At 72.1% G+C, this 23,196-nt stretch carries 24 protein-coding genes and 1 pseudogene; 18 read left to right on the top strand and 7 right to left on the bottom strand.

From position 1 onward, the window contains the following. The first annotated feature begins 47 nt into the window (after positions 1–47). From ACWCRJ_RS20735 to ACWCRJ_RS20710, 6 genes are all read left to right on the top strand, one after another. Positions 48–1,601, top strand: a complete 1,554-nt coding sequence (locus ACWCRJ_RS20735) for an ABC transporter substrate-binding protein (RefSeq protein ID WP_450940635.1) — start codon at positions 48–50, stop codon at positions 1,599–1,601. Then, a complete protein-coding gene (locus tag ACWCRJ_RS20730; RefSeq protein WP_450940634.1) occupies positions 1,586–2,605 on the top strand; it encodes an ABC transporter permease in 1,020 nt (339 codons plus the stop codon). The genes ACWCRJ_RS20735 and ACWCRJ_RS20730 overlap by 16 nt, the downstream gene beginning before the upstream one ends. Then, complete coding sequence (locus ACWCRJ_RS20725) at positions 2,602–3,408, top strand: ABC transporter permease (RefSeq protein ID WP_450940633.1); 807 nt, start codon at positions 2,602–2,604, stop codon at positions 3,406–3,408. The genes ACWCRJ_RS20730 and ACWCRJ_RS20725 overlap by 4 nt, the downstream gene beginning before the upstream one ends. Further along, positions 3,405–4,946 (top strand): ABC transporter ATP-binding protein, encoded by a 1,542-nt coding sequence (locus ACWCRJ_RS20720; RefSeq protein ID WP_450940632.1) that lies wholly within the window; start codon positions 3,405–3,407, stop codon positions 4,944–4,946. The genes ACWCRJ_RS20725 and ACWCRJ_RS20720 overlap by 4 nt, the downstream gene beginning before the upstream one ends. A 133-nt stretch (positions 4,947–5,079) precedes the next feature. Next, positions 5,080–5,655 carry an AMIN-like domain-containing (lipo)protein gene (locus ACWCRJ_RS20715; protein ID WP_450940631.1) on the top strand — a complete coding sequence of 192 codons (576 nt, stop codon included), beginning with the start codon at positions 5,080–5,082 and terminating at the stop codon, positions 5,653–5,655. Positions 5,656–5,760: 105 nt separating this feature from the next. Further along, a complete protein-coding gene (locus ACWCRJ_RS20710; protein WP_450940630.1) occupies positions 5,761–6,489 on the top strand; it encodes a hypothetical protein in 729 nt (242 codons plus the stop codon). Between the two features lie 35 nt (positions 6,490–6,524). Here ACWCRJ_RS20710 and ACWCRJ_RS20705 read toward each other — a convergent pair whose 3' ends face one another. Continuing rightward, positions 6,525–7,157 carry a GyrI-like domain-containing protein gene (locus ACWCRJ_RS20705; protein WP_450940629.1) on the bottom strand — a complete coding sequence of 211 codons (633 nt, stop codon included), beginning with the start codon at positions 7,155–7,157 and terminating at the stop codon, positions 6,525–6,527. Between the two features lie 543 nt (positions 7,158–7,700). On the opposite strand from ACWCRJ_RS20705, the gene ACWCRJ_RS20700 reads away from it, so the two are divergent. Next, a complete protein-coding gene (locus ACWCRJ_RS20700) occupies positions 7,701–8,081 on the top strand; it encodes a hypothetical protein (RefSeq protein ID WP_450940628.1) in 381 nt (126 codons plus the stop codon). Between the two features lie 92 nt (positions 8,082–8,173). On the opposite strand, the gene ACWCRJ_RS20695 is transcribed toward ACWCRJ_RS20700, so the two are convergent. Continuing rightward, positions 8,174–9,286 (bottom strand): sensor histidine kinase, encoded by a 1,113-nt coding sequence (locus ACWCRJ_RS20695; protein WP_450940627.1) that lies wholly within the window; start codon positions 9,284–9,286, stop codon positions 8,174–8,176. Further along, on the bottom strand, positions 9,276–9,995 hold the full coding sequence (locus ACWCRJ_RS20690) for a response regulator transcription factor (RefSeq protein WP_450940626.1): 720 nt from the start codon (positions 9,993–9,995) through the stop codon (positions 9,276–9,278). The genes ACWCRJ_RS20695 and ACWCRJ_RS20690 overlap by 11 nt, the downstream gene beginning before the upstream one ends. A gap of 114 nt (positions 9,996–10,109) precedes the next feature. On the opposite strand from ACWCRJ_RS20690, the gene ACWCRJ_RS20685 reads away from it, so the two are divergent. From ACWCRJ_RS20685 to ACWCRJ_RS20670, 4 genes are all read left to right on the top strand, one after another. Beyond that, complete coding sequence (locus tag ACWCRJ_RS20685; protein WP_450940625.1) at positions 10,110–10,931, top strand: glycosyltransferase family 2 protein; 822 nt, start codon at positions 10,110–10,112, stop codon at positions 10,929–10,931. Next, positions 10,928–11,584: a TIGR04282 family arsenosugar biosynthesis glycosyltransferase gene (locus ACWCRJ_RS20680; protein ID WP_450940624.1), complete on the top strand. Its 657-nt coding sequence runs from the start codon at positions 10,928–10,930 to the stop codon at positions 11,582–11,584. Before ACWCRJ_RS20685 ends, ACWCRJ_RS20680 begins: the two co-directional genes overlap by 4 nt. Beyond that, positions 11,581–12,459 carry a class I SAM-dependent methyltransferase gene (locus tag ACWCRJ_RS20675; RefSeq protein ID WP_450940623.1) on the top strand — a complete coding sequence of 293 codons (879 nt, stop codon included), beginning with the start codon at positions 11,581–11,583 and terminating at the stop codon, positions 12,457–12,459. Before ACWCRJ_RS20680 ends, ACWCRJ_RS20675 begins: the two co-directional genes overlap by 4 nt. Before the next feature lie 533 nt (positions 12,460–12,992). Then, a complete protein-coding gene (locus ACWCRJ_RS20670) occupies positions 12,993–13,655 on the top strand; it encodes a glycosyltransferase 87 family protein (RefSeq protein WP_450940622.1) in 663 nt (220 codons plus the stop codon). Here the strand turns inward: ACWCRJ_RS20670 and ACWCRJ_RS20665 are convergent. Further along, positions 13,547–13,792: pseudogene (locus tag ACWCRJ_RS20665) on the bottom strand (DUF1996 domain-containing protein); the annotation flags it as partial. The gene ACWCRJ_RS20670 and the pseudogene ACWCRJ_RS20665 sit on opposite strands and share 109 nt — an antisense overlap. Positions 13,793–14,051: 259 nt before the next feature. Here ACWCRJ_RS20665 and ACWCRJ_RS20660 point away from each other — a divergent pair. From ACWCRJ_RS20660 to ACWCRJ_RS20650, 3 genes are all read left to right on the top strand, one after another. Beyond that, on the top strand, positions 14,052–14,327 hold the full coding sequence (locus tag ACWCRJ_RS20660) for a hypothetical protein (protein ID WP_450940621.1): 276 nt from the start codon (positions 14,052–14,054) through the stop codon (positions 14,325–14,327). Between the two features lie 80 nt (positions 14,328–14,407). Continuing rightward, a complete protein-coding gene (locus ACWCRJ_RS20655) occupies positions 14,408–14,944 on the top strand; it encodes a DUF4240 domain-containing protein (protein ID WP_450940620.1) in 537 nt (178 codons plus the stop codon). A gap of 362 nt (positions 14,945–15,306) precedes the next feature. Then, entirely contained in the window at positions 15,307–15,621 is a 315-nt protein-coding gene (locus ACWCRJ_RS20650) for a hypothetical protein (protein WP_450940619.1), read from the top strand. A 577-nt stretch (positions 15,622–16,198) separates the two neighbouring features. Here the strand turns inward: ACWCRJ_RS20650 and ACWCRJ_RS20645 are convergent. Next, positions 16,199–16,879, bottom strand: a complete 681-nt coding sequence (locus tag ACWCRJ_RS20645; RefSeq protein ID WP_450940618.1) for a class I SAM-dependent methyltransferase — start codon at positions 16,877–16,879, stop codon at positions 16,199–16,201. Between the two features lie 368 nt (positions 16,880–17,247). Between ACWCRJ_RS20645 and ACWCRJ_RS20640 the strand changes: the two genes are divergently transcribed. Beyond that, positions 17,248–19,005, top strand: a complete 1,758-nt coding sequence (locus tag ACWCRJ_RS20640) for a VanW family protein (RefSeq protein ID WP_450940617.1) — start codon at positions 17,248–17,250, stop codon at positions 19,003–19,005. Between the two features lie 45 nt (positions 19,006–19,050). Here the strand turns inward: ACWCRJ_RS20640 and ACWCRJ_RS20635 are convergent, their stop codons facing one another. Then, positions 19,051–19,701 carry a response regulator gene (locus ACWCRJ_RS20635; RefSeq protein ID WP_450940616.1) on the bottom strand — a complete coding sequence of 217 codons (651 nt, stop codon included), beginning with the start codon at positions 19,699–19,701 and terminating at the stop codon, positions 19,051–19,053. Next, complete coding sequence (locus tag ACWCRJ_RS20630) at positions 19,698–20,849, bottom strand: sensor histidine kinase (RefSeq protein ID WP_450940615.1); 1,152 nt, start codon at positions 20,847–20,849, stop codon at positions 19,698–19,700. Before ACWCRJ_RS20630 ends, ACWCRJ_RS20635 begins: the two co-directional genes overlap by 4 nt. Before the next feature lie 132 nt (positions 20,850–20,981). On the opposite strand from ACWCRJ_RS20630, the gene ACWCRJ_RS20625 reads away from it, so the two are divergent. From ACWCRJ_RS20625 to ACWCRJ_RS20615, 3 genes are read left to right on the top strand one after another with little or no spacing between them, the layout of a single operon-like run. After that, positions 20,982–21,707 (top strand): class I SAM-dependent methyltransferase, encoded by a 726-nt coding sequence (locus ACWCRJ_RS20625; protein ID WP_450940614.1) that lies wholly within the window; start codon positions 20,982–20,984, stop codon positions 21,705–21,707. Continuing rightward, the gene (locus ACWCRJ_RS20620; protein ID WP_450940613.1) at positions 21,611–22,687 is read left to right on the top strand and encodes a DedA family protein; all 1,077 of its coding nucleotides are present in this window, start codon (positions 21,611–21,613) and stop codon (positions 22,685–22,687) included. The genes ACWCRJ_RS20625 and ACWCRJ_RS20620 overlap by 97 nt, the downstream gene beginning before the upstream one ends. Then, on the top strand, positions 22,623–23,120 hold the full coding sequence (locus ACWCRJ_RS20615) for a winged helix-turn-helix transcriptional regulator (protein ID WP_450940612.1): 498 nt from the start codon (positions 22,623–22,625) through the stop codon (positions 23,118–23,120). Before ACWCRJ_RS20620 ends, ACWCRJ_RS20615 begins: the two co-directional genes overlap by 65 nt. The last annotated feature ends 76 nt before the right edge of the window (positions 23,121–23,196 follow it).

Raw genomic sequence — 23,196 nt, 5'->3', positions numbered from 1 at the left:
AGGTAAGGCTAAGCAAATCAAGCCAACAGCGGGAAATTGAGGGACAAGTGGACCTGACGCGACGTCAACTGCTCTGGGCCGGCGGAGCCATCGGCGCGGGCGTCATGCTCACCGCCTGCGGTGGCGACGACGAGAAGCCCGCCGCGTCCGCCACCGGTGACGCTGCCAAGCCCCACAAGGGCGGCACCCTGCGCGTCGGAGCGCTCGGCCGGGCCGGCGCCATCACCCGCGACCCGCACGGCAGCCAGGCCAACGAGAGCGACTACCTCATCATCAGCCTGCTCTACGACACCCTCACCGTCCCCGGCGCCAAGCCCAACACCGAGCCCCGGCTCGCCGCGAGCTGGAAGCCCTCCGAGGACCTGAAGACCTGGCGGTTCACCCTCGCCAAGGGCGCCACGTTCCACGACGGGACACCGGTCACCGCCGAGGACGTCGTCTTCTCGCTGAAGCGGCTGCGCGCCACCCCCTCCGGCGCCTCCCGCCTGCCCGGCATCCAGGCGAAGAACATCACCGCCGACGGCACCGACACCGTCGTCATCGTCTCCGACTACGCCAACGCCGAACTGCCCCTGCTGGTCCGCCTCACCACCTTCGTCGTCCCCAAGGGCACCACCGACAAGGACATCGCCAAGGCACCCGGCACCGGCCCCTTCAAGCTGGACTGGTTCCGCGGCGGCAACGCGCGCCTCGTCCGCAACGACGACTGGTACGGCGGCCAGGTCCACCTCGACGCCATCGAGGTCAAGATCTTCGAGAGCCCCCAGGCCATGGCGAGCGCCCTGCTCGCCGGCCAGATCGACCTCGCCTCCAACGTCGGCGCCGTCGCCGCCCGTACCGCCGAGAGCCGCAAGGACATCCAGGCCGTCCGCCGCCCCAACGACATGGCGATGCCCCTCGTCATGCGCACCGCCGACGGCCCCTTCGCCGACCCCAAGGTCCGCGAGGCGCTGCGCCTCGCCGTCGACCGCGAGGCCATGGTCAAGCAGGTCCTCTCCGGCTACGGCACCGTCGCCAACGACGTCCTCGGCACCGGCGACCCCGCCTACGACAAGGACCTCCCGCAGCGCACCCGCGACCTCACCAAGGCCAAGGCCCTGCTGAAGGAGGCGAAGTTCGACACCTCCAAGACCTACGAGCTGTACACCACCGAGGACATCTCCGGCCTCGCCGAGTCGGCCACCCTCTTCGCCAGCCAGGTCCGCGAGGCCGGCGTCAAGATCAAGGTCGTCAAGCAGGAATCGGCCACCTTCTGGGACAAGACCTGGCTCAAGGGCGACCTCTACACCACCTACTGGGGAACCAACGACTCCGTCGTCTTCTTCGCCAGCAAGACCATGGTGTCCGACAGCGGCACCAACGAGGCCGGCTGGAAGGACGAGGACTTCGACACGGCGTACGAGAAGGCCATCGGCACCGCCGCCCCGGCCGAGCGCACCGCACTGCTGAAGTCGCTCCAGAAGATCGAGTACGACAGCTCCGGCTACCTGCTGTGGGGCATGGCCGACGGTATCGACCTCGCCGGGGCCAAGGTGCGCGGGCTGCCGACCCTGCCCGGGTACGGAAGGGTGCAGCTCGAAGGCGCGTGGCTGGCCAGTTGACCTCCGACACCACCGCGCCGGCCGCCTCCCGGGTCACCCCGGGCTGGCGGTCGGCGCGTACCCCTGTCCTGGTCCTGGCCCGTGTGGGCACGGTCCTGCTGAAACGCGCGGTCCTGCTCGCCGTGCTCCTCGCCCTCGTCTTCGGCACCGTCGAACTGCTGCCCGGCGACGCCGCCACCGCCACCTCCGAACGCGGTGAGAGCGCCGCCGACCTCGCCGCCCGCCGCGCCCTCCTCGGCCTGGACCGCCCGGTGCTCGAACGCTTCGGCGACTGGATGACCGGCCTGCCCACCGGCGACCTCGGGACCTCGGCGCGCGGCGAGAAGGTCACCGACCTGCTCTCCAGCGCCTTCCCCAACACCCTGCTGCTCGGCGGCATCGCCCTGCTGCTCACCGCGCTCGTGTCCCTCGCCCTGGGCTGCTGGGCCGCGCTGCGCCCCGGCGGCCGTCTCGACCGGGCCGTCTCCGGCACGGCGACCGCCGTCCTCGCCCTGCCCGAGTTCGTCGTCGCCGTCGCCCTGGTCCTGGTGCTGTCCCTGTGGACCGGCTGGCTGCCCGCCGTCACCCTCACCGGCGCCGACGGAACCCCCGCCGACTGGACCATGCTCGTGCTGCCCGCCCTCGCCCTCACCCTCCCGCAGGCCGGCTGGAACATCCGCATCGTGCGCGCCGCCCTCGCCGACGAGGCCCGCGCCCCCCACGTGGAGACGGCCGTCCTCGACGGACTGCCGCCCCACCGCGTCCTCACCCACCACGTGCTGCCCGGCGCCCTGCCCGCCATCGCCGCGGGCCTGGCCACCTCCACCGGCATGCTGCTGGGCGGCGCGGTCGTCGTGGAGACCATCTTCAACTACCCCGGCATCGGCTCCGTCCTGGCCTCCGCCGTCAGCGACCGCGACAGCCCGGTCATCGCCGGCGTCACGGCCCTGTCCGGCGCCGTCATCACCGCGGTCCTGCTCCTGGCCGACCTGGTCCGCGACCTCGCGACAGGAGTCCGACGGTGACTGTCAAAGCCGCCCTGCGCATCACCCCCGCCCTGCTGCTCATCGGCCTCGCCCTCGTGGGCCCCTGGATCACCCCCGACGCCGTGGACGCACCGGTGACCGCCCCCTACGCCTCCCCCGACTCCGCGGCCTTCCTCGGCGGCGACCAGCTCGGCCGGGACGTCCTCAGCCGCCTGCTCGCCGGCGGCCGCGACCTCGTGCTCTCCTCGCTGCTCGTCGCCCTCCTCGTCACCGGCACGGCGGCGGTCCTCGGCGCCGTCGGCGCCGTACGCCCCCTCGTCGGACGCCTCGTGGAACGCACCGCCGACGTCCTGATGCTGCTCCCGGCCGTGCTCGGCATCCTCCTCGTCACCCTGTCCTGGCCCGACGGCGGCCGCCTCGCCGTCATCGCCGCCGCCGTCGTCCTCGGCGTGCCCTACGCCGTCCGGCTCGCGGCGAGCGCGGCGACCCCCATCGCCGAGGCCGGATACGTCGAGGCCGCGGCCGCCGGCGGCGAGCGCCTGTGGTACCTCGTCGTCCGCGAGATCCTGCCCAACCTGCGCGCCACCCTGCTGGCCCTGTTCGGGCTGCGCTTCGTCGCCGCCGTCTACCTCGTCGCCACCGCAGGCTTCCTCCAGGTCGGCCCCCAACCACCAGCCGCCGACTGGGCGTTGATGATCCGTGAGAACTCCTCCGGCCTCCTGCTCAACCCCTGGGCCGTCGTCGCCCCCAGCATCGCCATCGGCCTGCTCGCCCTCAGCGTCAACCTCGCGGCCGCCACCCTCGCCCCCCAGACCGGCCGGAAGGCGGTGACCGTCCTGTGAGCCACACCCGCGACCGGTACGCGCACAGGGAGACCCCGCCGGGTGACGACTCCCCGGCGATCAGCGTCGCCGGCCTCACGGTGGCCGCACCCGACGGCCGGCACCTGCTGCGCGACGCCTCCCTGACCGTCCACCCCGGCCGCCTCGTCGCCCTCACCGGTCCCTCCGGCGCCGGCAAGACCACCCTGCTGCGCGCCCTCACCGGCCTCCTCCCGCCGGGCACCACCCGCACCGGCGGCCAAGTCGACGTCCTCGGCCACGACGTCTTCGCCCTCACCGACCGGGAACTGCGCACCCTGCGCGGCACCCGCCTCGCCTACGTCGGCCAGGACCCCGGCTCCGGACTCAACCCCCGGATGCGGGTACGCACCCTGGTCCGCGAACTCGCCGCCGACCGCGGCCCCGAGGCGGTCACCGCGCTCCTCGCCGAGGTCCGCCTCCCGGACGACGGCCGCCTGACCAGCCGTCGGCCCGGCGCCCTCTCCGGCGGACAACAGCGCCGCGTCGCCCTCGCCCGCGCCCTGGCCCGCCGCCCCGACGTCCTCCTCCTGGATGAGCCGACCGCCGGCCTGCACCCCGAACTGCGCGATGAGATAGCCGAGTTGCTGCGCCATCTCGCCCGCGAACACCACCTCGCCATCGCCCTGTCCTGCCACGACCCGGCCGTGGTCGAGCGCTTCGCGGACGACGTCGTGGAACTCGGCACGCGCCCCCGCTCGCTGAACCCCGCCCCCGCTCCCTCGCCCCGTACCGCCGCCGCCCCCGCGGCCCCCGCGAGCCGGCCGGCCCTCGAAGTACGGAACCTGCACGTGGCGTTCCGCGGAACGCCCGCGCTCACCGGCGTCGACCTCACCGTCGCCCCCGGCGCCGCGGTCGGCATCGTGGGCGTCTCCGGCTCGGGCAAGACCACGCTGGTCCGTACCGTCGTGGGGCTCCAGCGCGGCACGGCCGGCACGATCCACCTGGCCGGCACCCCTCTGAGCACGGGCCTGCGCGGACGTACCCGCGAACAGCGGCGCGGACTGCAACTCGTCACACAGAACCCGCTCGGCGCGCTCAACCCCAGCCGTTGCGTCGCCGACGCCGTGGGGCGGCCGTTGCGCCTGCACCGCCGCCGCCCCTCGGCGGGGATCGACGAGCGAGTGGCGCACCTCCTCGAACAGGTCGGCCTGCCGGCCGCCTTCGCCGGCCGCTACCCCCACGAGCTGTCCGGCGGACAGCGGCAGCGGGTCGCCATCGCCCGGGCCCTGGCCGCCGAGCCCGAGGTCCTGATCTGCGACGAGGTCACCTCCGCGCTCGACGCCGACACGGGCCGCGCCATCATGGACCTGCTGGCAGGCCTCCGCGAACGAAACGGCACCACCCTCGTCCTCATCAGCCACGACCTGCCCCTCATCGCCGACCGCACAAGCACGGTCACCGTCCTGGAGGCGGGCCGCGTCGTGGAATCCGGCCCCACCGCCGAGGTCTTCACCATGCCTCGACACGCGGCGACGAAAGCCCTGTTGGGAGCGGCCGTACCCGCGACAGGACCCTGATTCCGCTTCGCCGTGACGCGCGCGGGAGAGATCCCCCGATTTTTCCTTTGCCGGGCGTGCAACCATCCCGCCCGTCCAGCTGTCTCATCCGGCACCAGGAGCTACACGGCAAAACGTGATCAAGGGGTACATCATGCGACGTATCGGAGCGGCAGTGGCCGTACTCGTGCTCGCGGGCACCACGCTGGGGACAGCGGCCGGCACCGCGGGTGCCGAGACAAGGGCAGAGGGCACGCGCGCGGTGGCGGCCTGCCCGACGGGCTGGGGCAGCGGCGCCAAGGGCGGCCCCGCGGTGGGCGCGGATCACCTGCGCGACATCAGGACCGGACGGCACGCGTGCTACGACCGCATGGTGTTCGACGTACCCGGCGGCGGCAAGGTCACCTACCACGTCGCGTACGTGGACCGGCTGTACGCGGACCCGTCGGGCCAGTACATACCGGTCGGTGGCGGGGCGATCCTCGACATCCGTGTCGGCGCGTGGAGCTGGGACCTGGAGGCCGGCGTGCCGACCTACCCGGGCGTGGTGGGCAAGCGCCTGCCCGGCGTCAACGTCAGCGGCTACAGCACCTTCCGGGACACCCGCTTCGGCGGCACCTTCGAGGGGCAGACCCAGGTCGGCCTCGGCGTTCGTGCCCGACTGCCGTTCCGCGTGCTCCAGTTGGACGACCGGATCGTGGTCGACGTCGCCCACAAGTGGACGAGTTAGTACGACGCTCCGGACCTCCACGAGGTCACCGTCAGCAGGCCGGGGCGGCACCGGGTGCGGCCGGTCGGCGGAGCGTGATCCCCGGCGTGTGGTGAAGTGGGGATCATGACGAGAACCGACGCGATCGTGGTGCCGGAGCTGTACGTCGGTTACCCGGGGGTGGCCTTCGGCGGCTACGTCGCCGGTGTGCTGGCGGACAGGCTGGGGACGCGGACGGCACGGGTGGACTTCCGTGGGCCGGTGCCGGTCGGCGTGCCCCAGCCGATCGCGGAAGCGGCGGAGGGAGGCGTTCGGCTGGGCGAGGCCGAGCGGCCCCTCGCCGCGGCTCGCCCCGCGGAGTTGTCGCTCGACGTGCCGGCCGCCCCCTCCTGGGAGGAGGCGGCCGCCTCGTCCGAGAGGTACCGGGCCGAGCCGCCGCCGGGGGTGGTCGACTGCTTCGGCTGCGGCCTGCGGGCAACCGACCGCGGGCTGCGTGTGCACTGCGCGCCGGTGCCCGGCCGGGACCTCGTGGCCTCCGCCTTCATTCCGCCCCAGAGCTTCGCCGAACCGGACGGACTGCTCCCGCCCCGCCTGGTCTGGGGCGTCCTGGACTGCCCGGGGAACTGGGCGGGGCGCTTCCTCGGCACCCAGCGTTCCGGCGCGGTCACCGCGGCCCTGACGGGGTCGCTTCTGCGGCCGGTCGCGGCGGGTGAGCGGCACGTCGTGTACGCCTGGCTGTTGTCGGAGTCCGGCCGCAAACACACGATGGGTGTCGCGCTCGCCACCGTCGACGGTGAACTGTGCGCCGTCTCCGAGTCGTTGTGGATCGATCCCCGGCCCGCCCCTGACTCCTGAAGCCGCCGCGCCCCCGCTCACCGCCCGAGCGGGCGTCACGTGGCGTCGCGCAGTGGCTCCACGGGTTGCCGCAGGACGGTCCGCAGCCTGGCCGGGTCGGTCCTGCGGGGGTCGCTGAGATAGATCTCGTGGTGCAGCCCCGCCTCCCGCAGGCCGTTGGCGGGGAGGTAGTAGTGGTGCAGCCTGGTCAGGACAGGTGTCTCGTCGTCGTAGGACCCGAGGTGCAGGACCTGTGCGCTGGTCCCCTCGTGGAGCGTCTCCGGCCGTACCTCCCCGATCACGGGATTGCCCTTCTTCACCAGAGCGGTCTGCCGGGCGTCCTCGATCACGGGGTCGGTGATCCAGTCGGGGACGTTGATGAGCAGTCTCCACCGCCAGTTGTCCTTGCGCCTGGCCAGGAAGTCGGCCATGTCGTCCGCCCACCACAGCCCTTCGAGCGGGCCCACGACGAAGTCCTGGCCCAGCTCCCGCTTGCTCGTGAACTTGACGGTGTAGGCGACCGCGTAGAGCGCCTCGACCGCGTGGCGGTACATGGCGGCGGTGTTCGGGTCGCCGTGCCCGTCGACGGCGAGGAAACGCAGTTCGGGGATGTCGACCAGCTCCCAGTCGCAATTCCTGGGCGCGTAGCACCGCTTGAGCTCGCGCTTGACGTCGTACTTGGCCGTCATGCCGGAAGGACCTCCTGTGCACCGGTGTCGTGGCGGGCGCGGCGCGGGCCCAGGCCGGAGCGGTCCGACTCCACGTGCCCCGCCCTTTTCCGCCGTCCCCCGACGCGCTTCGCCACGGGGCAACCTAACGCCTCCCTCGTGCGTAGGACCGGAGAACACGTTGGTGTGCGGATGAGGCATGGAACACGAGAGGGTTCCACGCCACGCGCGAGAACGGCGTACTGGCCGCCGTGACGGCCGGGGCGCTGCCGCTGCCGCTGCCGGTCAGGGCAGGTACGGTCGCGTTTCTGACCAGGCGACGGTCGGGAACCTCGGGCCACTGTGGACAAGTGGGGCCACGGTCGCGATCACCCTGCTCATCGCATGTGAATCACCTGCGGAATTGGCTAGGTTGCCGTCACCTGACTCGAAGTTCCATGTCCAGTAGGGAGCGGCCACATGAGCCGACAGCAGAAGACCTTCCGCGCTGTGGAGGTCGGCGACGGCGGTGACGGGCGATGGGCGACCCATACACGGGCCTTGTGGCCGCCCGCGAAGGAGTGGATGACCGAGGAGGGCCGGACCTCAGAGGGCGCGAACCGTGCTCGGAAGCTGTTCGAGACGCACATGCCGGAGCTGGTTCCCGTGCTCGACCGCCTCGCCGGTCAGCTCGACCGGCCCGAAGGGGAAACCTTCCTCACCCTCGCGGCCCTACGACCGTTCTTCTCGGGCTGCACCCAGATCGGCGGCGGCGGCACTCTGGTGCGCAACTACGACTTCAGCCCCGACGAGTGTGAGGGCACCATCGTCTCCTCTCAGTACGCCACACCACCGCTTCCTCGCGCCGGCTGCGTGCCGAACTGGGCTGGGACCGGCGACCGCCTTCCCCGACGGAATGGCCGAGTTCGCGTCACCGCCCCTGAGCCGGGGCGTCACCGCCCCTGAGCCGGGGCGTCACCGCCCCTGAGCCGGGGCGTCACCGCCCCTGAGCCGGGGCGTCACCGCCCCTGAGCCGGGGCTGTGGCCCTCTTCCGGCTTCAGCCCGCCGCAGGCAGATGGACCTCGAAGCGGCAGCCGCCCGGCACGTTGCACACGGCCGCGCGGCCCTTGTGGGCCTCCACGATGCCGCGCACGATCGCCAGGCCGAGCCCCGCCCCGGCGGGCGGTGTACGGGCGTGGGTCCCGCGCCAGCCGGTGTCGAAGACCCGGGGCAGATCCTCAGGCGGAATGCCGCCGCAGCCGTCGGTCACCGACAGCACGACGCTGTCGGCCTCCCGGCGGGCGGCGATGGCGACCGTCCCGTCGGCGGGTGTGCGGCGGATGGCGTTGACGAGCAGGTTGGCCAGGACGCGGGACATCTCGCGACCGTCGACCTCGATGGGCACGGGCTCGACCCCGTGGCCGACGAGCCACACGCCGTGCTCCCTGGCCAGCGCATCGGCACCCGCGAGGGCATCGCCCACCAGATCGTAGACCGACATGCGGGTCGGGCTCAGGGCGAGGACCCCGGCCTGGATGCGGGAGAGTTCGAAGAGGTCGCTGACCATGTCGCTCATGCGCTCGACCTCGGTGCGGATCCGTCCGTGATAGACGTGCGGGTCGTCGACCACGCCGTCCTCCAGCGCCTCCGTCATCGCCTGGAGTCCGGCCAGCGGCGTCCGCAGGTCGTGCGAGATCCACGCGACCAGTTCGCGCCGTGAGTCCTCCAGGGCGCGTTCCCGCTCCCGGGCGGCGGCCAGCTTTGCGCTGGTGGTGGCCAACTCGCGGCTCAAGTGGGCCAGTTCGGCCGTGGGTGCGGTGCTGGGCGGCGTGAAGCTGCCGTCGTCGCCGAGGGCCCGGGTGGCCTCGGCCAGGGCGAGGCTGCCCCGGACGACGCTGCGGCCGAGGAGGAGTGCCACTGCGAGCGAGACGACCGCCGCCACCGAGCAGACCGTCGTCACCACCCACAGGTCGTGTTCGGACAGGAACATCGCCCAGGCCACCAGCATGGTGCCGGCGAGCATGGCCGTCACGGTGACGGCCGCGACCACGGCCAGGGAGAGCGTGACCGAGCGGCGGCGCAGCCGTCGCAGGGCCGCCGTGCCGACCAGACCGGCGGCGGCCGCTCCGACGGCCGCGTACACCGCGATGAGGAGGGCGTCACGCACCATCGTCGGCTCCGTTCGGGCGGGGAGGGTCGAAGCGGTAGCCGACACCCCAGACGGTGCTGATCATCCGGGGGCGGGCGGGGTCGTCCTCGATCTTCTCCCGCAGTCTGCGCACGTGGACCGTGACGGTCGACAGGTCGCCGAACTCCCAGCCCCACACCCGGCGCATGAGTTCCTCGCGGCTCGACGCCCGGCCCGGGTTGCGGAGAAAATATTCCAGCAGGTCGAACTCGCGTGTGGTCAGCGCGAGTTCGGTGCCGGCTCGGGTGGCACGCCGGGCGCTGGGAGCGAGCGCGAGCGAGCCGCCGCGCAGCCACGGCTGGGTCGGTTCGGTCCGCGCGGCGGCCACGGTACCGGCCCGGCGCAGGACGGACTCCACCCGCAGGACCAGCTCGCGAGGGCTGAAGGGCTTGGTGACGTAGTCGTCCGCGCCGACCTCCAGTCCGAGAATGCGGTCCTCCTCGTCACCGCGTGCCGTCAGCATGATCACGGGCAGCGGGCCGTTCGCACGGATGCGGCGGCACACCTCCAACCCGTCCATGCCCGGCAGCATCAGGTCCAGCACCACCAGGTCGGGTGGCCGCTCGGCGGCCTCGGCCACCGCGGCGGGGCCGTCCCCGGCCAGATCGACGGCGAAGCCCGCCCTGGCCAGATACCCGGCGACCACCTCGGCGACCGTCGGATCGTCATCCACCACGAGTACGCGTTTCACATCGGCGAGTCTCGCACCACTGTCGCGGCGGACGGCCGGACCGGAAGCGGACGTCAGTGATCCGTAAGATCATGAAATCCCTTATGCCCGTATTGCGCCCGTAGGGTGAGTGGGGTGACCGAGACAACTCCCCCTCCCTTTCCCCCTGTCGACGTCGTCCTGCCCTGTCTGGACGAGGCCGGGGCACTTCCCTGGGTCCTGGCCCGGATCCCCCGGGGCTGGCGGGCGATCGTCGTCGACAACGGCTCCGCCGAGATCACCCGCTCCCTCGGAGCGCACGTGGTCCACGAGCCACGCCGCGGATTCGGCGCTGCCTGCCACGCCGGGCTGACGGCCGCCACGGCTGACGTCGTCTGCTTCTGCGACTGCGACGCCTCCCTCGACCCCGGGCTGCTGCCGGCCGTCGCCGGGCCCGTCCTCGACGGCACACAGGAACTGGTCCTGGGCCGTCGCCGGCCCACCACGCTCCGATCGTGGCCGGCTCACGCGCGGCTGGCCAACTGGGAGTTGGCCCGGCTGGTCCGCCGTCGCCCCGGCCTGCCGCTGCGCGATCTCGGCCCCATGCGGGCCGCCCGCCGCGAAGCGCTTCTGTCCCTCCGGCTGACCGACCGGCGTTCCGGCTACCCCTTGCAGATGGTGATCCGTGCCGCCGACGCGGGCTGGCGTGTGTGCGAGACCGACGTGCCCTATCAGCCGCGCACGGGCCGCTCGAAGGTCACCGGCACCTGGCGCGGCACCTGGCAGGCGGTACGCGACATGTGGACGGTCCTCGGCGAGGCCCCGACCGCTGCCCCGGCCCTGAACCTGAGCCCTTCGGATCGGGAGACGAGCATCCCGGCCCGGGACGTTAACCCCGCAACTCCGCACGCGAGCACCCCAGCCAAGCACGCGAGCACCCCAGCCCCGCACGCGAGCATCCCGGGTGGGCCACAGTGAGCGCCCGCGCCGCCGCCGACAGCCCGACCACGCTGCTGGTGATCGCCAAGGAACCGGTGCCCGGCCGCGTGAAGACCCGGCTCACCCCGCTCCACACACCGCGGGAGGCCGCCACCCTGGCCCGAGCGTCCCTCCTCGACACCCTCGACACGGTGCTGCGCACCCCCGCCCGCCGCCGGATCCTCGTGCTCGACGGAAACCCCGGCCCCTGGGTGCCGACCGGCTTCGATGTCGTACCCCAGGTGTCCGGGGGACTGGACGAGCGGATCGCGGGCGCTTTCGCCCTCTGCGACGACGGCCCGGCACTCCTGGTCGGCATGGACACCCCGCAGCTGACCGCCGATCTGCTGACCGGCGTCGGCCGGGACGGTCACGACGCCTGGTTCGGCCCGGCCGCCGACGGCGGCTTCTGGGCGCTGGGTTTCGCCGATCCGTCCCGTGACGGCCGTCTGGTCCGGGGCGTACCGATGTCGACCGACCGCACGGGTGCCGTCCAGCGGTTCCGGCTCACCGAGGCCGGGCTGACGGTCCGTGACCTGCCGTCGCTGCGGGACGTCGACACCCCCGCGGACGCCGCCGCGGTGGCCGGCCTCTGTCCGCCCGGCTCGCGCTTCGCCGCCGTCCTGTCCTCGCTCGCGGGGGTCGCCCGATGAGCGGCACGGCAGCGGGAGCGCGCGCCTCGGCCGCCGAGCGGGCGGTTCCGGCCCCGGCCCCGGCCCCGGCAGGGCCACGCGCGCGGGTCACGGAGCCATGGCCCGCCGGCCCGGCCGCCCCCACGCGCCCCACCGAGCGGCACACGCACACGGAGGCCGGCGAGCCCTGGACGGACGACCCCTACGCACATGCCCTGCGCACCGGCCGCGGTCCGCTGTACCTGCGGCGGACGGGCGGGGGACCACGGACCCCCGGAGCGACGGCGGACCTGCTCCCGCTGGACGTGGAGCGGTGGTGCGCCGCTCCCGACGCCGCCGACCACGGTGTGCTGAACCGCTGCACCGGCCTCGTCCTGGACATCGGCTGCGGCCCCGGGCGGCTGGTGGCCGCCCTGGCCGCACGCGGCATCCGGGCGCTCGGCGTGGACGTCAGCCCGGCCGCCGTCACCCGGACCCGGCGCGCCGGCGGAGACGCCCTGCGGCGTTCCGTCTTCGACCCCCTGCCGAAAGAAGGCCGCTGGGGCACCGCCCTGCTGATGGACGGCAACGCCGGCATCGGCGGCGACCCGGTACTCCTCCTCGCCCGCCTGCGCGACCTGGTCCGCCCGGGGGGCCGACTGCTGGCCGAGGCCGCGTGCGACGACGTGGACGAACGCCTCACCGTCCGCGTCGAGGACGCCCACGGCCGCCACGGCCGCTCCTTCCCCTGGGCCCGCCTCGGCCCCACCGCACTGCTCCGTGCCGCCGACGCCACCGGCTGGCTCCTCACCGGCCGCTGGAGCGCCGACGGCCGCCCCTTCCTGGAACTCCACCACCCCGGGCCCGGCCACGACGACACACTCCCCACGGCCCCTGGAGGGCCCCCTCACCCATGACCGACACCGCTCCGCCGCAGGACCGGGACACAGGGCCGTCCACACCGGCGCAGACCTTCGCATCCTCCGCACCGGCGCCGTCCTCCGGCCCCGCCCCACGGGTCGAACCCCCGGCGGACCACGCTCGCGACCGCCGCCACGGCGGCACTGCTCGCCGGGCTCACCGCCCTGGTCGTCGACACCCTCGGCGCGGGCGACGACCAGAGTGACCCCGGCCGTCTGTTGGCCGGATACGCGGTCGCCTGGGTGCTGTTCGCCTGTGCCGTGTGGCGTACGCACCCTCCCCACCCGTGCGGGAACGGCCCTGGTCCTGACCGGCGCCGCCGCCGTCGCACTGGCCGGCCTCGCCGCCCCGCCGCGCACCAGCACGGACATGTCCGCTACGCCTGGGACGGTCGCGTCCAGGCTGCCGGGATCTCCCCCTACGCCGATCCGCCGGCCGCACCCGAACTCGCCCACGTGCGCGACGACTGGCTCTCTCCCGCCGAGGACGCCTGTACGAGCTGGGGCCTCACCCGCACCGGCGGCGGCCTGTGTGTCCGCATCAACCGGCCCACCGTGCCCACCGTCTACCCGCCCGTCGCCGAAGGCTGGTACCTCGCCGTCCACGGCGTCTCCCCAACCCGGACAGCCGCCACAAGCCGATCCAAGCGGGCGGCGCCGTCCTGGCGTTCGGCACCACCGTCGCCCTGCTCGTCGTACTGCGCCGCAGGGGCGATCCGCGGCGGGCGCCCGCCGCGGCCGCGCTGTGGGCATGGTGTCCGGCGGTCCCCTTCGAAGCGGCCAACAACGCCCACATCGACACCTTCGGTGTCCCGCTGGCCGTCCTCGCCCTCGGTACCGCCACCGCCGGCACCTGCCGCGGCGCACTCTTCGGCGCCGCGATCGCCGTCGAGCTCCTGCCCGTCCTGGCCCTGCCCGGCGCGCTGTCCGGTCAGCGGGGCCCGGCACGGGTCGTGCGTGTGGTGACGGCCACCGCAGCGTCGGTGGTGCTCGCCTACGTGCCCTACGTCATCGTCTCCGGCACCGGCGTTCTCGCCATCTGCCCGGCTACCTGCACGAAGAGGGCTACCAACCGGGCCACAGCGACCTGCGACGCGGTCGGGATACGTCCGGTGTTGCCCTCGGTCCCGCCGCCGAGCCGCTCGGTGTCGAACTCCCGGGTGCCGTCCTGGAGGCGGAGCACCGGCCAGTAGTACGTGGACCTGTCGCCCTGGTTGCGGCAGCCGGTCGACGCGGCGGCGAACTCCTCGTCGGTGGTGAAAGCGTCGTTGTCCTGGTTGCCGACGTAGTCGTGGGTGTGGTGCGCGCCGTTGGCGACACCGGGCGCGACGGCGGGCGGATGCGGCGCTGCCCGGGGACAACGCCAGCGCGCTACGCAGCGCGGTCTCCGCCGTGTTGTCGTCCTCCGATACCAGGCTCACCACCACAGTCGCCGCACTCGACAGCTCCGCCCGGGGCGCCACATCGCCCTCGTCGTCATCGTCGTCACGCCGTTCGCGGGTGCCCGGTCCGACCGGGTCGGCCGCCGCCCCGCACTCACGCTCTTCGGTGCCCTGGCGGTGATCCTGCCGCCTGCCATGTTCGGCCTGATGACCCAGGGCAGCTTCGCCGCCGCACTGACCGGCGCGGTCGTCCTGGCCTGCGTGGCAGGCGGCATCAGCGCGGTCGCGGCCTCCGCGATCGCCGAACAGTTCCCCGTCCCCCAGCGCCTCAGCGGCCTCGCGCTCGGCGCCACCGCTGCTACCGCCCTCTTCGGCGGACTCACCGGCGATGACGGGTGCGGTCACGACAAGACCGTCACCCGCCTGGTCACCGAAGCCGGAGGAACCTGGAGCCGATATGCACCCGGCGACCACACACGCTGACAGGAGCGATGTGGTTGCTCTGATGGGCCAAGCTTCCGCGACCGGCCCGATGTCAGTACCAGGTGGCAGGGTCTGCCTCCATGAACAAACAGCAGTTCTGGCAGCTCATTGAGGCAGCCCGCGATCAGGCGTCCAATCCGAACGACGGCGAAGCGGTCGCTCGCAAGGCGACCTCGCTGCTGGCCTCCCGGCCGGTGAAGGAGATCGTCGCCGCTGAGCAGGCGCTGTGGGACCTGATGGTCGACTCCTACACCAATCCTCTGTGGGCCGCTGCTTACATCACCAACGGTGGGTGTTCTGACGACGGCTTCGACTACTTCCGAGGGTGGCTGATCGTTCAGGGCCGTGAAGTCTTCGAGCGCGCAGTCGCTGACCCCGATGCCCTGGCAGAACTGCCCATCGTTCAAGCCTCCGCGGTCGACGGCATCGACCTGGAGGGTGAGGACATGCTGGGCATCGCCTGGAACGCGCACATCACGGCGACCGGTGATCAGCTCCCCGCGAGCCCACTCACCATCCGCTACCCGGAGCTGGACCCCACCTGGAACTTCGATTTCGATGACCACAGCGAAATGACTCGCCGACTGCCCCGCTTGGCGGCTCTCTATCTGGAGTAAGCGGCAGCTCGCAGTCACAAGGCGAGGTCAAACAGTGGAGGGGAAGACTCCCGAGCATCGCCGTCCGTCACTCCGCCAAGGCGTGACTTACCGCTGCCGGACCAGGCGGGATCCCCGCATCCTTCCCGCATGGGCAACCGCGCTCCCCTACGAGCGCACCGCCGCTGTCAGAGGTGGCTGACACACGTCCGGCGGCCGGTGGCGCGACGCTGTCACTAGCCGCAAATTCGAGGATCTTCCGCGCCCCCCTGCCGTATCCGAGTGGCAGCAACGTGACTGGTGGGTAATGATAAAGCGCCACCGACTGGTAGGCGCCTCATCGGATTCTCCCGGTGAGCGGTCTTAGTGAGTGGGAGCCGATCATGGCGGACGTCACCGTAGGCCCCGAGAAGGACGTCGAGTTCTTCAGGGACCTTCAAGAGGTGTTCGACAAGTACCCTGACGCTGCGGAGCAATACTACGTGCAATTCGCGGCGGCTGAGTTGGCACTTGAGATCGACCTTGAAAAGCAGGTGAAGGTCAATCGGGTCCAGAACGGTGAGATCATCAGCAAGTTCGTGGACCGCGAATCTCAGCAGGCTTCCAACTCCGAATACTGCTGCGCGTGGAAGTGGGAGAGCCAGACCTGGCACTGTGTGACGATGTGCAGTGGTCCGCGCCCGCCTTTTAAGCAGTAGGAAATCCCGGGCAAGCGCCTGCTCGAAATCCGGGCTCGGCTCGCGACGGGCACGTAGGCTGGGCAGAGCTGCCCAGGAAGGCTTCCCGCGTGCCTTCCCGGGCGGCTTCCTGCTGCTCGGGCTTCCGCCACGAAGCTGCCGACCCGGACGACACGCCGAGCACGGGGACAGTGACAGGCCGGCACCGATTTCCGGTTTCTGGCGAAATCGAACGGCCGCACCGACCTTTGAGTCCTCGCGATCGAGCAGGGCCAGCGGCCGCCACGATCCCCAAGTGATCACCCTGTCTCGCACGCTGCGACGGTAGGCAAGTGCCGCAAGGAAGGCAGAGCCACCGGTGGCCACCGCGCCGAACCACGCTGGCACGTTCCCCCAGTCCAGACCTGCCAAATAGACCATCTGCCCAATCTGCCCCCGCGAGCCTGCCGAGTGACGGATACGACGCCTTTGGCTAGCGTGACCAGAGAGCGCGCAACTCGAATACGCGACGCCTGGACATGCGGCCCTACCAGTCTCAACCCCCAGTCTCGCGTCCGCTCGCCTCCCGGGCCGCCCGCCGAGAGCCCAGAGGGAGCAGTCAGCGCAGCCGTCGTACCCGCAGGACCACATCGTCGGTGTGGTGCGCGCCGGCGCCGCCGTCGGGTGCCACACGCGGCCGCTGCTCGTCCACCTCCACCACCCAGTCGTCGTCGAGCAGATCGGCGACCATCGAGGGCCAGACGTAGTCGACGGGGTCGAAGCCTCCCTCCTGCGGCTCCTGGGTGTCCATCCCCGCGTGATGGACGAGCAGCAGCACGCCGCCGGGCGCGACGGCCGCGAGCAGCGCCCGCTCGGCCGCGGCGTCGGGGGTACGCAGCAGGGCCGGATACTGCGCGGAGACCAGATCGAAGGAGGCCGGCGGGAGGGCGGCCCCGGTGAGTTCGGCGTGCACCCACCGCACCGTGAGCCCGGCGTCCTGCGCGTGGCCGGCCGCCCGCTCCAGCGCCACGCCGGAGACCTCCAGCGCGGTCACCTCCCAGCCCTGGCGCGCGAGCCAGACCGCGTCCGCGCCCTCGCCGCAGCCGACGTCGAGCACCCGCCCCGGGGTGAGTCCGGCGATCTCGGCCACGAGCGCGCCGTTGGGCCGACCGCTCCACAACTGTGCTCGGTCGGTGTAACGGCTGTCCCACTCCGCGCGCACCGAGGGGTCTCCCACGTATGCGTCGGCAGGCGAGGGGCGGTCGGACACGGGCGATTCCGCTGCGATGTCATCAGTCACGGGCCCACCGTCGCCCACCGCGCGCCCGTACGCCATTTCTGTTGCCGGTCCGGCAAAACAGTGCCCCAAGTGTGCCCCAAGGGCGTCCCAAGGAGGGAGCACCGGACGTCCGCCGGGAGTTGTCGGCGCCGTCCCGCCGCAGGAGTGCTTCTTGCCTTGCGGCGGCCACGGGCCGGCCAGGTTCCGCCCTGCGCCGACCACGTGCCCGCCCCCGCGACGCTCTCCCTGGTGGTCCGGTGTGATCCGAAACATACGTGTTCTGCGGCATACGTTCTTGTATTCCGTTATGGGTAGCTTGAGGTGCTTGCCGAGCTCGTGGCGCCGCGCCGTCGCGTGCGCCGCCCTTCGATCCCTCGTCCGGGAGACCCATGCGCCTGCGAATAGCCTCCGTGCCGTCCCCAGTGCTGACAGGTGGTGTGCTGACCGTCGGTCTCGGTGGTCTGTATCTGGCCGGGCTGCTCGTCACGGGCGGTGAGATCGCGGCGGGTACGACGGTGCACGGGGTGGACATCGGGGGCCTCAGCCGTACGGAGGCCATCCGCAAGCTGGACGATCACCTGGCGGCGGCCGGCTCGCGGGAGCTGGCCGTGCGGGTCGGCGACCGCAGCGGCACCGTCGACCCGCGGCGGGCCGGACTCAGCTTCGACACCGAGCGGACCGTCGACCGGGCGGCACGCACCTCGTCCGACCCCGTCAGTGTGATCGGCGGATTCTTCCGCTCGGGGGGTGACATCGAACCGGTCGTACGCGTCGACGAGGGCAAAGCCCACACCACGCTCGGAAAGCTGGCGAAGGCGCTCGACCAGAAGGTGCGCGACGGTGCCGTCAGCTTCGAGGACGGCCGGGTCGAACAGGTCGCCGCCCACAGTGGTTACGCCCTGGACGTGAACGCCGCCGTCAACACCCTGCGTGACTCCTTCCTGCACGGCGCGGCGCACACGGTCCTCCCCGCCAGGGAGACCGAGCCGGAGGTGGCGACGGACGAGGTACGGCGGGCGGTGCGCGACTTCGCGTCGCCGGCCATGTCGGCGCCTATCACGCTCACCGCCGCCGGCAGGCGCTTCACGGTCGATCAGGCCGTTCTCGGCACGTACCTGACCATGCGGCCGGACGACTCCGGCCGACTGCTGCCGAAGCTGGACGCCAAGGGCCTGCGCTCCGCCCCCGCGATCGCCCGCCCCCTGGCCGCCGTCACCACCACGGTCGAGAACGCCCGCCTGCGGCTGGACGGCGACCGGGCCATGGTGGCCGAGGACGCCCGCACCGGCGTACAGATCAGCGACGACGCGCTGAGCGATGCCGTACTTCCGCTGCTCACCAGGACGGGCTCCGCCCGTACCGGAGAAGTGGCGGCGCGACGCACCCGGCCCGAGGTGACCCGCGAGAATGCCGCGCGGCTGGGGCTGACGCAGAAGATGTCCTCCTTCACCGTCAACTTCGAACCGGCCGCCTACCGCACGAAGAACATCGGGCGGGCCGCCCAGCTCATCAACGGCTCCGTCGTCATGCCCGGCAAGACCTGGAGCTTCAACCGGACCGTGGGCCAACGCACCGAGGCCAACGGCTTCGTCGAGGGCATCATGATCCTGGACGACCAGTTCACCAAGGCGGCCGGCGGCGGTGTCTCCGCCGTGGCGACGACGATGTACAACGCGATGTTCTTCGCCGGGGTCAAGCCCGTGGAACACGGCGCCCACTCCTTCTACATCGAGCGCTACCCCGAGGGCCGTGAGGCGACGGTCGCCTGGGGCAGTCTCGATCTCAGGTTCACCAACGACTCCGGCAAGGCCATCTACATCCAGGCCGAGTCCACCGACACCTCGGTGACCATCACCTTCATCGGCACCAAGCGCTACGACGAGATCAGGTCGGTGAAGGGGCCCAGGACCGACGTGAAGCCGCCGGAGAAGAAGGTGCGCGTCGACGACAAATGCGTGCCCCAGACACCGCTCGAAGGCTTCGACGTCACCGTCGACCGCGTCTTCTACGACGACGGCAAGGAAGTGAGGCGGGAGCCGTACCACACCCACTACACACCGCGTGACGAGATCACCTGCGAGGCGCCCAAGCCTTCCGACAGCGACAGCGGTAGCGCCAGCGCCCCGCCCGACACCACCACCAGGTAGGCCACGCCCTGCGCCGTGCCGTGCCGTGCTCCGCGCCTCCGCACCTCAGGTGGTGAGTCCCGCGTCGCGGACCAGCAGGGCGGCCTGCACGCGGTTGGTGACCTCCAGGGCCGCCAGGATGCGGCTGACGTGGGCTTTGACGGTGCTCTCGCGCATGGTGAGGCGAGCGGCGATGTCGGCGTTGGTGTCACCTCGGGCGAGCAGGGCGAGGACGTCCCGTTCGCGGGGCGTGAGGCCGTCCAGCCGGGCCTTGGCGGCAGTGGCTTCGGGCCGGTTGGCCGCGTGGTAGCGGTCGATGAGACGGCGGGCGGCGGCGGGGTGGAGCATGGCCGAGCCGGCGGCCACCAGGTGCACGGCGCGCAGTATCTCGGTGGGGTCGGTGTCCTTGAGGAGGAAGCCGTCGGCGCCGGCGGCGAGGGCGTTGTAGACGTATTCGTCGAGGTCGAAGGTGGTCAGGGTGATCACCTTCGGCGAGTGGGGGAGGGCCCGCAGGCGGGCGGTGGCGGTGATGCCGTCCATCCGGGGCATGCGCACATCGACGAGAGCGACGTCGATGCGGTGGGCGGTGGCCCGCTCGACGGCCTCGACGCCGTCGGCGGCCTGTGCGACGACCTCGATGCCCGGGTCCCCGTCCAGCAGGTCGGTCAGGCCGAGACGGACCAGGGCGTCGTCGTCGACGATCATGGCGCGGATCATGGGGAAGTGCCGTCCTGTTCGATGCCGGTGGGGTGGGGGATGCGGGCGGCCACGCGCCAGGCGCCCGCACCGGCCGGCCCGGCGGTCAGCTGCCCGCCGAGTGCGGTGACGCGTTCGCGCAGGCCGACGAGTCCGTAGCCGCTGCCGACGGTGTCGGTGCGGGAGGTTCCGGCGGGGTTGGTGACCTCGACGCGTGTGGCGGGTGGCCGGTAGTCGACGCGTACGGTCACTTCGGCTCCGTGGGCGTGCTTGCGGGCGTTGGTCAGAGCCTCCCGGACGATCCGGTACACGGCCAGGCGGTGGGTGGTCGGTGCCTGCTCGGGGCGGCCGTCGGTGGTCAGTTCGATGCGCTGGCCGGCGGCGCGGGCCTCGTCGGCCAGTTCGCCCACGTCCCTCATCACCGGCGTCAGCGCGGCATCGGTCGGTGCGGCGTCAAAGTCGCGCAGCACCCCGAGGACGTCCCGCAGGTCGGCGAGGGCCTCGACGGAGGTCTTCCGCAGCAGGCCGAGTCGCTCGGCGACGGGCGGAGGCACGGTGTCGCCCTTGGTGGTCAGCACCCCGGTGTGCAGGGCGATCAGGCTGAGCCGGTGCGCGAGAACGTCATGCATCTCGGCGGCGATACGTGATCGTTCACCGATCCGCGCGGCCTCTTCGCGCAGTCGCGCCTCGACCCGCAGATGCTCCACGTCGGAGGCCAGGGCCCGGAGCAGGCGCCGGCGGTTGCCGAGCCACAGCCCGAGGACGAGCCCGAGGAGCAGCACGAACGCCACGGACGCGTACCGCTGCTCCGCCCACACCGTGGTCGCCGGGTACCCGAACACATTGGCGCCCAGCGCGACGGCGGCGCAGCCCACCGCCCAACGCGTCCGGCGGGCGACGACCAGGTCGAACACGACGATCCCCAGCAGTGGCACGGTGAGCCATCCCCACCACGCGGTGACCACGGTGATCAGGACCGGGGCGACGGAACGTCGCAGTCGGGGCACGAGCAGGGCCGCCGCGCACGCCACCGCCGAGGCGATGACCGGGACCACGTACGGGCCGTCGGTGACCCACGCGCCGTTCGCCGCGGCGGCCAGCGCGAGAAACGCCACGAGGCCCACGCGCCCCACGGTCGCCGCCCACCTCACGGCTTCGCTCCTGCTCATGGGCGCATCCTAGGCAGACCCCGCCGCTGTGCCTTTTAGACGTTCTGCGACGGTGTCCCCCTACTTTCGTAGGGGGACACCGTCGCAGAACGATGGATTCGGTGCCGCTCGCGGCTTTCTAGCGTCATATCAATGAACCATCGAACCAACTCCCACGACCGTCTCCAGGCGCAGCGCCATGCCGAAGGCTGGATGTTTCTGACCGAAGCGGCCCGTGATCTGCGCACCACCGGCGCGATAGCCCCCAGCGGCAAGGCCCTGGCCCGCGTGCTCACCGACCCGGTACGGACCGAGGCACCCCGCCCGCTGGCAGTCCTGGAAGCCGGCGCGGGCACCGGTTCCGTCACCCGGGTCCTGATCCCGCAGCTGTCACGCGGCAGCCGCCTGGACATCGTCGAGGCCAATCCCCGCTTCGCCGCGCGACTGCGGCGTCTCGTCGCCACGCACCCGCACCTGACACCCGGCTGCGCGCAGGTGAACGTGCACCAGACCCATGTCGAGCGGCTCGACACCGATCAGCGGTACGACGTCATCGTCTCCGGCCTGCCCCTCACCAACTTCACACCCGCGCAGGTCGAGCGCATCATGTCCCGCTCCATGGAACTCCTCCACCCCGGCGGCACGCTCACCTACTTCGCCTACCTCGGCACCCGCAGGGCCCGCGCCCTGACCGCGTCGCGAGCGGAAGCCCGCCGTCACGCCGCCGTGGACGAGATCATGGCCGCCTACCAGCGTACCTACGCCACGGGCCGCTGGACGGTATGGGCGAACCTTCCCCCGGCCCACGTCTGGCACCTGCGACGACCTCCCGTCTCCGCAGACCACGCCACCCCGCGGCCCGGCGGCGCGACGCTGTGAACGCGCTCTCCGACATCCTCGGCCACCTCTCACCAGCCGCGGCGTACTCGGTGGTGGCCGCCGCCGTCCTGGCCGAGTCGATCCTTCTCGTGGGCGCCTTCGTCCCGACCCTGACCCTGCTCCTGACGGCCGGCGCGCTGGCCCGCACCGGTCACATCGGCCTTCCGCTCGTCATCGCCGCCGCTGCCGGGGCCGTGGTGGCGGGCGACTTCCTCGCCCATCGCACCGGCAGTCACCTCGGTGACCGGCTGCGCGCGGGCCGCGTGGGCCGGCGCGTTCCGGATGCCGCCTGGGGCCGTGCCGAGACGCTGATGACGCGTCACGGCGGCCGAGCGGTCTTCGTGGCCCGATTCCTGCCGGTCCTGCGCACCCTCGCCCCGCACTGTGCGGGCGTGACCCGCCTCCCCTACCGCCGCATCGCCCCGTACAGCGTCGTCGCGGCCGGTGCGTGGGCCACGGTCGAAGCAGGTGCCGGATACGTCGCCGCGACGTCCCTCCAGCGTGTCCTCACGCTGGGCGGCCCCGCCCTCGCCCTGGTCGCTCTGTCGGCGCTCGGAGGTGCGCTGGTGTGGCGAGGGCGCCTCCGGCCCCGCCTCGGCCGTACCGGCGCAAGCGTCCCCGACGCCGGGTCGGAGGGGGCCGACTACTGCATCAGTGGGTGCAACCGGGTCGCCGTGCGTCACGGCGGAGCGAGATCGGGAAGGCCGCGGCGACATCGAGCGGTCGCGGCGGTGTGGTCCGGGTGGTGTGCATGGAGACCGATGCTGCCGGCAGCCTCTGACACCGGGCGGCCGTTCGCCTTCGCGTGGGGACCCACGCGGACCGCCGCCGCCCCCGGTGCCGGGGCTTCCTCCCGCTGTGTCGACCTCCCCACCTGCTGGGTTGCTTTACCAGATGGACACGTATGCTGGCGTCATGAGACGGACGTCCTTCGCGCACTGGCCCTGCTCGATCGCTCGGACCATGGACCTGCTGGGTGACTGGTGGACGCCGCTGGTGCTGCGCGAGGCCGGGTACGGGATCAAGCGCTTCGACGCGTTCCAGGAGTCGCTCGGGATCGCGCGCAACACCCTGACCGACCGGTTGCGGCGCCTCGTGGACGAGGGGCTGATGGAGAAGCGCCCCTACCAGACCGAGCCGGTGCGGTACGACTACGTCCTCACCGAGAAGGGCCGCGACTTCCACACCGTGCTGCTGGCGATGAGCCGCTGGGGAGACCGCTGGCTGGCCGGTGACGAGGGTCCGCCGGTCGTGCTCCACCACGACACGTGCGGCCAGGAGAGCCACGCCGAAGTGGTGTGCGCCGCCTGCGGTGGGCCGATGACCGCCGGCAACACGCGCTCCAGAATGGGGCCGGGCTATCCGCCGCGCCTGGCCGAACGCCCGGACGTCCGGGCGAGGTTCGCCGACTGAGACAAGATCCGCGAGGGCGGCCTCGCTGCTTGACAAGTGAGTCTATCTACACAACTTTAGTGGTCAGAGACGCGGA

Source organism: Streptomyces sp. NPDC002324, assembly GCF_053593335.1.
Note: the sequence above shows the minus strand (reverse complement) of the source record. Positions and strands in the feature narration are given on the sequence as shown.